Consider the following 11453-nt stretch of genomic DNA (forward strand, 5'->3'; position numbering starts at 1 on the left):
ATTCAGGGCCAGGGAGCTGCGCAGCAAAATACTGGCAATGCGCAGGTCTTTGCTGCGCAAAAAAAGTTCGTTAGCCAGTTGTTGTACACGGGGCCATTCAGGCGGTTCCGCCGGTAAAACGGCGTCACCCATCTGACGTTCCGGCTGACCTTGCGCAATGCGTTCCAGCTCGAGAAAAGCTGCATCGTATTCAAGGTCATCGCCGCAGGTTGAGTCGGCGCTGATGGGAGCCAGTAGAACGGGTACATCCAACACTCGAGCGATCTCCATATCAGGCTGCCAGGTGCAGCCTTCGATCCGAATCGGTTACCCACGCGAGCCGATTCCTTCGGTCCGCGTGATGGCCAAATCATGGCGCAGAAAAAACCGCAATGATCGGGCGACGGGCATTCTTGGAGCACGTCCAAGCGTTGTCAAGGCGCCGCTGGACGGCAAGCAACAGACAGCTAGCCTAGAAGATCATTCTGTGAAGCGTGTCTTTTTTATCCGGAATTTTCTGATGAAAGACGGAACTCTCCGGCGCGAGCGCTGTAGTATTCGCGCAGGAAAAATAAGGCGATGGGCAGCTTGGAACGGTCGTTCCGGCTTATCTGTCTGCCCGGAGGTAACGCCGCAAGGCGTGTGCAAGGAGTCGCAATGCCACTGCGTTTGACCATCACCAGCTACCACAAACTGACCCCCGGCCAAGCCGTGGAGCGCCAGCTGGATCAAGGTGTGCTGACCATCGGCCGTGGCCCCGAAAACGATTGGGTGCTTCCGGATCCCGAGCGGCTGGTGAGCAGCCTGCACTGCACCATCACCAGCCGCGACGGCGTGTATTACCTCACCGACAACAGCACCAATGGCGTGCTGCTGGTGAATTCCTCACAACGCCTGCGCAAAGGCTCCAGCGAACGTCTGCAAGATGGCGAGCTGATTCGTTTGGGCGAGTACGACATTCTGGTCAGCCTGGATGCCATTGCCGGTTTCTCGTCCAGCAGCGCGGCGTCGGGTATCGCCACCGACCCGTCCACCAGCTTTGATGCGTTGATGAGCCGCCAGGTCGGCGCCGCTACGCCCATGTCGGCGACGCCGGTATTTGCCCCTACGCCAAGCAGCGGTGCCGCCGCGCATTTCCAAAACAATTCGCCGCTGGATACCAAGCCCGATCTGTTTGATTTCTTGAATACGCCGTCTGGTGGTGCTGCGCCGATTCCGGACCATGTGCCCGCCGAGCGCCATGACTTTCGCCCGCCTACGCCGCAGCAAGCGCCGGTTATTCCACAGCCGGTGGCAACGCCGGTCGCCAGTGGTGGCGCTGCGTTGATTCCCGCCGATTGGGATCCGTTTGCCGATTTGGCCGCACCGGCGCAACCGGCGATTCCCGACCCATTTGCTACGGCGCCGCCCGCCGTTGAGGCGCCGGTGAAAACCGTGTGGCCCGAACTGCCAGCGGATGATCGACCGACCTCACTACCCCCGGTACAACAGGCCACACCAGCGGCGGATGATCCGTGGGCAGGCATCGTTTCGACGCCGAGTGTTGAGCCGGTTGCGCCGCCGGTGGTTGTCTCTCAGCCGGTGGTTGCTGCTCAGCCAGTGGTGGTTGCGCAGCCTGCAGTGGTTCCAGCCGTGGCGCCGGAGCCGGTTAACAGCGGTGCGCACAGCACACCCTACGAGGCGTCGACTGGCGATTTACTCCAGGCGTTTTTGCGTGGCGCTGGCGTACCGCAATTGAAGGTGGATGCCGCCCAAGCCGAAGCGCAGATGGAAGCCATCGGCCGCAGCTATCGGCAAATGGTTGAGGGCATGATCGAGGTGTTGCGTGCACGCAGCAGCTTGAAAGGTGAGTTCCGCATGCAGCAGACCACCATTCAACCGATCCAGAACAACCCGCTGAAATTCGCCCCGAATGTGGATGAGGCGCTGCTGCTGTTGCTGCGCTCCGGCAACCAAGCGTTTCTGCCGCCGGACCAGGCGATTGAAGATGGTTTTGACGATATCAAGGCGCACCAGATGGCGGTGATGGCCGGTGTGCAGGCGGCAATTCATCACCTGCTCAAACGCTTTGAACCGGCAGCGTTGGAAAACCGTTTTGAAAAGCCCAGCGGTTTTTCCGCCCTGTTGCCCGGCGCGCGCCATGCCCAGCTATGGGAAAGTTTTAGCAGCCTGTACGCCGGCATCTTGCGCGAAGCCGAGGACGATTTTCAGGACCTATTTGGCCGCGAATTCAGTCGCGCCTATGAGGAGCACAGCGCCCGGCTGCGGCGCCGCTGACCCTAGACACAACATCAAACGGAATCGTCGCAAGCCCAGGCTTGCGGCGCGAGTCAGGCAGTTACTTAAAGGAACTTTCAATGCCAAGGTTGTATTCACTTTTTCAGAGCGTGCTGCTGGCGTCGCTGCTGACCGCCTGCGCCTCGGAGCCGCCACCTCCGCCGCCGCCCACCGTGCTAAAGCTGCACTTCCTGGGCTCCAGCGAACTCAACCCCTCCCCGGCTGGCGACCCGGCCCCGGTGCGTGTGCGTTTGTATGAGTTAAAGAGCCCGAATAACTTTTCCCGCGCCGACTTTTTCACCCTTATCGACAAACCGGAAAGCGCCCTGGGCAGCGACCTGGTGGCCCACGATGAATTGCTGCTGCGCCCCAGCGAACAAAAAGAACTCGAACGCACCCTCGACGAAGCGACCAAGTACCTGGCCATCGTCGTCGCCTACCGCGACCTGGACCACGCCACTTGGCGCCAGGTACTCAGCGTACCGGTGCAAAAAACCAGCCCTTACGACGTAATGGTCGGCAGCCATGCCGTCGCCATCACGCCGCGTTCAGCAGACTAGGAGCCAGCATGTCTTGGAATAACCGCGTGGTCTGGTCGGAAGGCATGTTCCTGCGCCCACAACATTTCCAGCAGCACGACCGCTACCTGGAAACCCTGATTGACGGCCGTGTCCGCCCGCTGTTGGCCGGTGGTTGGGGCTTTTCTGAATTGCAGATCGATGAGGCGCTGCTAGCCCAGGGCAAGTTCGCCATTCTCAGCGCCAAGGGCGTCTTGCCCGACGGCACACCGTTTAATATTCCCGGCGATGACAGCGCGCCGATTGCGCTGAACGTGGAAGACAGCGCCCGCGATTCGATTATTCACCTAGCCCTGCCGCTGCGCCGTGCCGGCACCCGCGATACCGTCGACGAAGGCGAAGCCTTGGGCGGCTCCCGCTACCAAAGCCAAGTGCGCGAAGTGCGCGACGACAACGCCGCGTTTGAAAGCCGCGCGCCGGTGTCAATTGGTGGCCAAGCCTTTCGTTTGCTTACCGATAAAGACGGCCTCGGCGAATATGCCAGCGTCGGCGTGGTGCGCGTGCGGGAAAAACGCGCTGACCGTTCCCTGGTGCTGGATACCGACTACCTGCCGCCGCTGCTGAATATTGCCGCCGCCGCGCCGCTGGCGGGTTTCTGCAAAGAACTGGTTGGCCTGCTGCACCAGCGTGGCGAAGCCTTGGCTGGGCGTGTGGTGGCTTCCAGCGCCGGTGGTGCCTCGGAAATTGCCGACTTCTTGCTGCTGCAACTGATCAACCGCGCCGAAGCCTTGGCCAGCCACCTGGCCCGGCTAAATCCGCTGCACCCCGAGCGCCTGTACACCGAACTGGTGGCGCTGGCCGGCGAATTGTCGACCTTTACCACCAGCGAACGGCGCCCCGCCGAATACCCGCAGTACGCCCATGACGATCTGGCCGGCAGCTTTGCCCCGGTGTTTTTGGCCCTGCGCCAAGCGCTGGCGACGGTAATCGACAGCAAAGCCGTGGCCATTCCGATTGTGGAGAAATCCCACGGCGTGCACGTGGCGATGCTGGCGGACAAAACCCTGATCGCCAACGCCGCGTTTATTTTGGTGGTGCGTGCCGATGTGCCGGGGGAAACCCTGCGTGGGCACTTCCCGCAGCAGGCCAAAGTCGGTTCGGTGGAGCACATTCGCGACCTGGTGAATTTGCAGTTGCCGGGTATCGGCCTGCTGCCAATGCCGGTGGCGCCACGGCAGTTGCCGTACCACGCCGGCTCCACCTATTTCGAGCTGGACCGTGGCAGCGCGCACTGGAAGCAACTGACCAATTCCGGCGGCTTTGCTTTCCACCTGGCCGGGCAGTTTCCGGGGCTGAACTTGGCCTTCTGGGCCATCCGAGGATAAACCGATGCACCCAATCGACGATCCGTTCGGCAGCCCGCCACCGGGCACTGGCTCGACTAATAACAACGGTGGTGGCCGCCCCGCCGACGACCGCACCATGATTATGCCGCGCCCCGGTGGCCGCGCGCCGGACCCCGCCCCTGGCCGTGGCCCGGCGCCGCAACAGCCGTATGCGCCGCAGTCGCCACAACCCAGCAGCGCGCCCATGGCCGCTGCGCCGGTCGCCGCACGCAGCCACGGCCTGAACCCGCTGGAGCAAGCCGCTGGCCCCCTGCTGGCTTTGCTCACGCGCTTGCGTAACACCATCGCCCACCCGGCGCCGGCCAGCCTGCGCGCGCAAATGCTCGGCTACTTGCGTCAGTTTGAAGAGCAAGTACGCCAAGCCGGCGTCGCGCAAGATGAAATGATGCTGGCCCGCTATGTGCTGTGCACCGCCCTCGACGAAGCCGTGCTTAGCACGCCATGGGGCAGCAGCAGCGACTGGGGCAAACAAAGCCTGCTGATCACCCTGCACAACGAAGCCTGGGGTGGCGAAAAAGTCTTCCAACTGCTCGACCACTGTTTGCAAAACGCCCATCAGCGTCTGCATTTGTTGGAGCTGTTGTACCTGTGCATCAGCCTCGGCTTTGAAGGCCGCTATCGGGTCATGAACGATGGCCGCAGCCAGCTTGATGCGCTGCGTGAGCGCACCGCCGCCACCATTCGTTCGGTGCGTGGCGAGCATGAGCGCGAGCTGTCGCCGCATTGGCGCGGTTTGAGTGTGGTGCGTGATCGCCTCTCGCAATACCTGCCGCCTTGGGTCGGCATTGCCATTGGTTTGGCCTTATTGCTGCTGCTGATTTTCGGCCTGCGCATGAAGCTGGCTGCCGATGCCGAGCCGGTGTTTAAAAAGATTCATGCCCTGGGGGAAATCCCGGTGCAGGCCATCGACCGTCCGGTGATGCAGCCAAAAATTATCGAGCGTCCACGTTTGGCCGGCTTCCTTGCCGACGACATCAAAGCCCAGCGCGTGGCGGTGGAAGATGCCGTCGACCGTTCGGTGGTGACCATCCGCGGTGACGAACTGTTTAGCTCGGGCAGCGCCAGTATCGACAGCGACCTGCAACCGCTGCTGATGCGCATCGCCGATGCCGTGCAAAAGGTGAAGGGCAATGTGCTGGTCACTGGTCACAGTGATAACCGCCCGATTGCCACCCTGCGCTTCCCGTCCAACTGGAAGCTGTCGCAGGCGCGGGCCCAGGAAGTCGCGGAAATTCTCGCGGCAAAAACCGGCGATGCCACGCGCTTTAAAGCCGAAGGCCGCAGCGACACCGAGCCGGTGGCCTCCAATGCCACCAACGAAGGCCGGGCGAAGAACCGTCGGGTAGAAATCACCGTATTTGCGGAGGGCGTCGAGTGAAGTCGTTTTTCAACTTTTTCGCCCGTTGGGTCATGCCGATCCTGGGCCTTATCGCCCTGAGCCTGATTATCTGGTTTGTTGGGCCGCTTCTGGCCATTGGCAAATATGAGCCATTGGCCTCGGCCACCAGCCGCTGGGTATTGATTGCTCTGCTGTTTCTGCTGTGGATCGCCTACCGCGTAGTACGGCTGCTGCAAGCCCGGCGCAATGCCGCCAAGGTGATGAGCGGCCTGGCAGCGGTGACCGCGCCGGATGCCGCCAGCGTGGCCACCGCCGAAGAGCTGGCCACCCTTAAGCAGCGCATGGACGAAGCCCTGGCCTTGCTGAAGCGCGCCAAGCTCGGTGGCGATGAACGCCGCAGCGTCTACGAGCTGCCGTGGTACGTAATCATCGGCCCGCCCGGCTCGGGCAAAACCACGGCGCTGATGAACTCCGGGCTGAATTTCCCCCTCGCCGGTGAACTGGGCGCCGGGGCCATTCGTGGCGTTGGCGGCACGCGTAACTGCGACTGGTGGTTTACCGACGAAGCGGTGCTGCTCGATACCGCCGGCCGCTACACCACGCAAGACAGCCACGCCGCCGTGGATAAAGCCGCCTGGTTGGGCTTTCTTGATTTGCTGAAAACCCAGCGCAAACGCCGGCCGATTGATGGTGCGTTTATCGCCATCAGCCTCTCCGATTTGCTCTTGGGCAGTGAGGCCGAACGCCAGGCCCATGCCCGCGCCATTCGGGCGCGGATTCAGGAGCTGTATACCCAGCTCGGCGTGCGTTTCCCCATCTATGTGATGCTGACCAAGCTCGACCTGGTGCCGGGCTTTATGGAGTTTTTCGACAACCTGAGCAAGGACGAGCGCGCCCAGGTGTGGGGCATGACCTTTGCCCTGGACGACGGCAAAAGCCCCGACGGCCCGCTGGCCGTGTTTGCTAGTGAATTCGCCGGCCTTGAGCAGCGCCTGAACGAAAACCTGGTGGAGCGTTTGCAAACCGAACGCGACCCGGCGCGGCGCGATTTGATCTACGGCTTCCCACAACAAGTGTCGGCGCTTAAGGAAAACCTCGGCGCCTTTCTGGAAGGCGTGTTTAAACCCACGGCCTTTGAACAACGCGTGCTGCTGCGCGGCTTGTACCTCACCAGCGGCACCCAGGAAGGCACGCCGATTGATCGCCTGATCGGCTCCATGGCGCAGTCGATGAACCTCGACCGCCAACACCTGGCGCGGCAAAACGGCACCGGCCGTAGCTACTTTATCGAGCGCTTGTTCCGCACCGTGGCCTTTGGTGAACGCGGTTTGGTCGGCGCCGATGCCAAGGTAGAACGCCGGCGCAAATGGCTGGCCCGTGGTGCCCTGGCCGCCACTGTTTTGGTGGTGTTGGTGGTCGCTGGCGTGTGGTTTGCCAGTTACCGCGCCAACCAAGCCTACATCGCCGCCGTTGAAGGCCGCGTGGAACCGCTGCCCGCCGCGCTGGAAAGCCTGAGCCCGGCACAACGGGATGTGCTGGCGGTGTTGCCGCTGCTGAATGCGGTGAAAAACCTGGCCGGCGACCCACCGGGCTGGGCCGAAGGTTATGGCTTGTATCAGGGCGATATGCTCGGCGAAGAATCGGCCAGCGTGTACCGCAAATTGCTGATCGCCGTGTTTGCTCCGCGTCTGGTCACCCGTATGGAAGAACAACTGCGCTCCGGCGGCAGCTCGGACTTCCTCTACGAAGGCCTTAAGGCTTACCTGATGCTTGGCAGCCCGGACCATTACGACGCCGACTTTATCAAGGCCTGGATTGCCCTCGACTGGGACCGCGCCCTGCCCCGCGACCTCGCCCCGGAGCAACGCGAAGCCCTGCACGAGCACCTCAACGCCCTGCTCGACCGCCGCCCACCGGCGGCACGCCTGGACGAAAACCTGGTGGAAGACCTGCGCCGTCAGTTGCAACGCCTGCCGGTGGCACAACGGGTTTACGACCGGGTAAAACGCCAGAAACTGCCGCAAGGCTTGCCGGACTTTCGCATCAGCGAAGCCGCTGGCCGCGATGCGCCATTGGTATTCACCCGTAAAAGCGGCAAGCCGTTGAGCGACCCGTTAAGCGGCTTCTTTACCTACCGTGGCTACCGCGAAGTGTTCCTCACCGCCAGCCTTAGCCAGGCCGGCACCATTGCCGAGGAGCAGTGGGTGCTGGGCCGCACCCTGGACGATATTCAGGGCGTTACCGGCCTGGCCTCCGAGGTGCGCAAGCTGTACTTCGAAGACTACCTGCGCCAGTGGGAAGGCCTGCTTACCGACCTCGACGTCGTGCCGATCAGCAATGTGGCCCAGGCCGCCGATGTGCTGCGCGTGCTGTCTGGCCCCAACTCGCCGTTCAAGAAATTGCTGGTGGCAGTGGCCAAGGAAACCGACCTGCAACAAGGCGACCGCTTGCTGGCGGAACAGGGCAAAAAAGTCGACGGCACCGTGGACAAGCTCAAGCAGCAACTGGGCTCGCTGGTGGGTGAAGAACAAGCCACGCAAAACCAGGCACCGGCTGAAACCGACCCGATCAGCGCACGCTTTGCCGAACTGAACAGCCTGGTCGCCACCACCGGCACGGAGCCGGCACAAATCGACACTCTGCTCGGCGATATGAACGCCCTGTACGTGCAAGTCAGCGGCATGGTCGGTGCCAGTGGCGAAGCCTTGTTGGGCGAGTCGAAAAACCAGGTAGCCGCGGCTGCTTCGCGCGTGTCGCTCACCGCTGAACGCCAGCCACCGATGGTGCAAGGCTTGGTCATGTCGGTGGTTAACTCCACCACCAACAGCATGATGGGGGGCGTGCGTAATCAGTTGAATGGTGCCTGGGTCAGCGAAGTGGTCAGTGTCTATCGCCAGTCGATTGCCGACCGCTACCCGGTAAACCCAAGCAGCAGCCGCGACGTGACTCTGGAAGACTTCGGCCTGTTCTTTGGCACCGGCGGGGTCATGGACAACTACTTCCGCAAATACCTGCAGCCCTATGTCGACACCTCCGCCGCGACCTGGCGCTGGCAGCCGGGCGCAGCGCAAAAACTCGGTATCAACCCCAATGTGCTGGCCACCTTCCAGCGTGCGGCGGCGATTCGTGATGCGTTTTTCCGCGCGGGCGGTACGCAGCCAGCGGTGCGTTTTGAACTGAAGCCGGTGGCGATGGATACCAGCATTGAGCAATTTATGCTCGACCTCGACGGCCAACAGCTGACCTACGACCACGGCCCCAGCCGCCCTGTGGCCATGCAGTGGCCAAGCCCCAATAGCGTGGGCGTAGTACGCGTGACCATCTTGCCGCCGCCCACCAACGGCCGCTCCGGCTTGACCCTGGATGGGCCGTGGGCCTGGTTCCGCCTGCTGGAGCAATCGGAACTGGAACGCGGCAATGCGCCAGACCGCTTTACCCTGCGCTTGCATGTGGACGGCAACAGCATCTCCCTGGAACTGCGCGCCAGCAGCGCCTTTAACCCGTTCAAAAGCCGCGTGCTGTCGGGCTTTAGCCTGCCGGAGCGGCTGTAAATGAGCGCTGGTTTTTACGGCAAGCTGGCCGGGCGCGGCGACTTCTTAAGCCGCGACCTGCCGCCCGGCTTTATTGAAGCGTGGGATGCCTGGCTGGCGGCCGGGATGGCTGCCAGCCAAAACGAGCTGGGCGAGGCCTGGCTGGATGCGTATTTGGTCAGCCCGCTGTGGCGCTTTGCGGTGCCGGCCAACCTGCTGGGCAACCAGCCGGTGGTGGGCGTGATGATGCCGAGCATTGATCGGGTTGGACGCTATTTTCCGCTGACCATTGCCAGCCTGCTCGCCCCCGACGCCGATATCGCCAGCGTCGTTGGCGGCGAAGAAAGCTGGTTTGATCAGGCCGAAGCCTTGCTGCTGTCGACCTTGGAGCCAGAGGCGGATGTCGAGCAGTTCGAGCGCGGCGTACAAGCATTGGGCGCGCCGCTGGCAATGCCCAAAGCCGCCATCGGTAACCTTGGCACCTTGCTGCGCAGCGAGGCTGCTACGCCCGCTGCGCGCACCGCGCTATTGGCGCAATTGAGCTGCGAAGGAACCAGTTGCTGGTGGGGGCATGGTTCCGACCAAGTGGCCGCTGGGTTATTGCGTTGCCATGGGCTGCCAGCGTTGCAGGACTTTGCCCGCTTGCTGATTGGTGAGGGCGTGGTGCGCGCAACACACTCTACGGGGATGGTGCCATGAGCCAGGGTTATCAATCGGCCAGTTATAGCCATGTCGGCATGGTGCGTCAGGTCAATGAAGATGCCTGCCTAGAATTGGCTGAACGCGGCCTGTGGGCCGTGGCCGATGGCATGGGTGGGCATGCGGCCGGCGACTACGTCAGTAGCCTGATCGTCGACACGCTGCGCGGTATTCCAGCCGCCGCTACGCTGGCCGAATATGTCGGCGCCTTGCGCGCGGCGTTGGCCCAAGTAAACCAAGATGTGCTGCAAGAAACCACGCGGCGCGGCGTCAGTATGATGGGCAGCACCGTGGTGGTGCTGGTGGCACAGGGCGACCAGGCTGTGTGTTTATGGGCCGGCGATAGCCGCCTGTATCGCCTGCGTGATGGCGTGCTGGAGATGATCTCCCGCGACCATAGCTATGTGCAGGACTTGATCGACAACGCCATGCTCAGTGAAGAAGAAGCCCGCGTGCACCCGCGCGCCAATGTGGTAACCCGCGCCGTGGGCGTGTTTGAACAGTTGGACCTGGCCGAGGTAAACCTACAGGTACAGCCCGGCGACAATTTTCTGCTGTGCAGCGACGGCCTGAACAAGACCGCCGACGACAGCGAATTACGTGACGTACTCAGCCATACCGACCCTTACGCCATTGTGCGTAGCCTGGTGCACTTGGGGCTGACCCGTGGTGCGCCCGACAACATTACCGCCGTGGCCATTCGAGCTTTATAGAAAAGAAAGCCGACCCTTAACGCCTCAGATGAGCAGTACAGGCATGAACATAGAGATACCTGGATACGACATAGAACGCGGCCTCGGCGAAGGCGCCATGGCCACGGTCTATCTGGCTACGCAGCGCTCCTTGCAACGCAAGGTGGCGCTCAAGGTGATGGCCAGCGCCCTGGCGGCAGACCCGAGCTTTTGCGAACGCTTTCTGCGCGAGGGGCGCATGTTGGCGCGCCTGTCGCAGCCCAATACGGTCACCATCCATGACATCGGCAACGCCGGGCCTTGGTATTACATGGCCATGGAATACCTGGCCAATGGCACGCTGAAAGAGCGTATCGAGCAGGGCTTGAGCCCGGAACAAGGCCTGTCGATTCTGCGCCAAGTGGCCTCGGCCCTTGGCTACGCGCACTCGCAGGGCTTGGTGCACCGCGATGTAAAGCCGGCGAATATTCTCTTCCGCGCCGACGGCACCGCCGTGCTGTCGGACTTCGGCATCGCCAAGTCGATTGAAGAAAGCACGCAGTTCACCCAGGTTGGTTTTGCCATCGGCACACCGAGCTATATGAGCCCCGAACAAGCCCGTGGCCTGCAAATCGACGGCCGCGCCGACCTCTATGCCTTGGGCGTAGTGCTGTATGAAATCCTTACCGGGCGCCTGCCGTATATCGGTACCGACTCGCTGTCCACCGCCCTCGCCCACCTGACCGAGCCGCTGCCGGAGCTGCCGATCAACCACGGCCGCTACCAGGACATTCTGCGCAAGCTGCTGGCGAAAAACCCCGATGAGCGCTTCCCCACCGCCGGCGCCTTTATCGCCGCGTTGGATCACCTGGCCCCGAGCGCCATCGACAGCACGCAGATTCGCCCGCTCAACCTGCCGCCGACGCCGCAGACTGAAGCACCGACGGCGGCCGTGCCGGTTATTCCGGCGGACACCGGCGGCCTGACGCCGATGTCCATCGAAATGCCGCCGCTGGAGCCGGCTACCAGCGGCC

At 62.5% G+C, this 11453-nt stretch carries 9 protein-coding genes; 8 read left to right on the forward strand and 1 reads right to left on the reverse strand.

Going from position 1 to position 11453, the window contains the following annotated elements; all coding sequences use genetic code 11:
• Window positions 1-255, reverse strand: a 255-nt coding sequence (locus AAAB16_RS16125) for a type VI secretion system ImpA family N-terminal domain-containing protein (protein ID WP_340664238.1), incomplete at its 3' end; no start/stop codon positions are given.
• Between the two features lie 381 nt (window positions 256-636).
• Here AAAB16_RS16125 and tagH point away from each other — a divergent pair.
• The 8 genes from tagH to AAAB16_RS16165 form a co-directional block, all read left to right on the forward strand.
• Window positions 637-2256 carry a type VI secretion system-associated FHA domain protein TagH gene (gene tagH, locus AAAB16_RS16130; protein WP_340664231.1) on the forward strand — a complete coding sequence of 540 codons (1620 nt, stop codon included), beginning with the start codon at window positions 637-639 and terminating at the stop codon, window positions 2254-2256.
• Between the two features lie 80 nt (window positions 2257-2336).
• Entirely contained in the window at window positions 2337-2816 is a 480-nt protein-coding gene (tssJ, locus tag AAAB16_RS16135) for a type VI secretion system lipoprotein TssJ (protein WP_110614182.1), read from the forward strand.
• 8 nt (window positions 2817-2824) lie between these two features.
• On the forward strand, window positions 2825-4159 hold the full coding sequence (gene tssK, locus AAAB16_RS16140) for a type VI secretion system baseplate subunit TssK (RefSeq protein ID WP_340664232.1): 1335 nt from the start codon (window positions 2825-2827) through the stop codon (window positions 4157-4159).
• A gap of 4 nt (window positions 4160-4163) precedes the next feature.
• Window positions 4164-5558: a DotU family type VI secretion system protein gene (locus AAAB16_RS16145; RefSeq protein WP_340664233.1), complete on the forward strand. Its 1395-nt coding sequence runs from the start codon at window positions 4164-4166 to the stop codon at window positions 5556-5558.
• On the forward strand, window positions 5555-9070 hold the full coding sequence (gene tssM / locus AAAB16_RS16150) for a type VI secretion system membrane subunit TssM (RefSeq protein ID WP_340664234.1): 3516 nt from the start codon (window positions 5555-5557) through the stop codon (window positions 9068-9070). Before AAAB16_RS16145 ends, tssM begins: the two co-directional genes overlap by 4 nt.
• A complete protein-coding gene (gene tagF, locus AAAB16_RS16155; protein ID WP_340664235.1) occupies window positions 9071-9748 on the forward strand; it encodes a type VI secretion system-associated protein TagF in 678 nt (225 codons plus the stop codon).
• Window positions 9745-10461, forward strand: coding sequence for a protein phosphatase 2C domain-containing protein (locus AAAB16_RS16160; protein WP_340664236.1), 717 nt, complete (start codon window positions 9745-9747; stop codon window positions 10459-10461). The genes tagF and AAAB16_RS16160 overlap by 4 nt, the downstream gene beginning before the upstream one ends.
• A gap of 43 nt (window positions 10462-10504) precedes the next feature.
• Window positions 10505-11453, forward strand: a 949-nt coding sequence (locus AAAB16_RS16165) for a serine/threonine-protein kinase (protein ID WP_340664237.1), incomplete at its 3' end; no start/stop codon positions are given.

The sequence above is a fragment of the Pseudomonas sp. genome (assembly GCF_037994325.1).
GTDB lineage: Bacteria > Pseudomonadota > Gammaproteobacteria > Pseudomonadales > Pseudomonadaceae > Aquipseudomonas.

What these genes read in the sequence shown, in the direction of transcription:
- tagH (WP_340664231.1), top strand. Translation starts at nt 637, where the DNA reads ATGCCACTGCGTTTGACCATCACCAGCTACCACAAACTGACCCCCGGC.
- tssJ (WP_110614182.1), top strand. Translation starts at nt 2,337, where the DNA reads ATGCCAAGGTTGTATTCACTTTTTCAGAGCGTGCTGCTGGCGTCGCTG.
- tssK (WP_340664232.1), top strand. Translation starts at nt 2,825, where the DNA reads ATGTCTTGGAATAACCGCGTGGTCTGGTCGGAAGGCATGTTCCTGCGC.
- AAAB16_RS16145 (WP_340664233.1), top strand. Translation starts at nt 4,164, where the DNA reads ATGCACCCAATCGACGATCCGTTCGGCAGCCCGCCACCGGGCACTGGC.
- tagF (WP_340664235.1), top strand. Translation starts at nt 9,071, where the DNA reads ATGAGCGCTGGTTTTTACGGCAAGCTGGCCGGGCGCGGCGACTTCTTA.
- AAAB16_RS16160 (WP_340664236.1), top strand. Translation starts at nt 9,745, where the DNA reads ATGAGCCAGGGTTATCAATCGGCCAGTTATAGCCATGTCGGCATGGTG.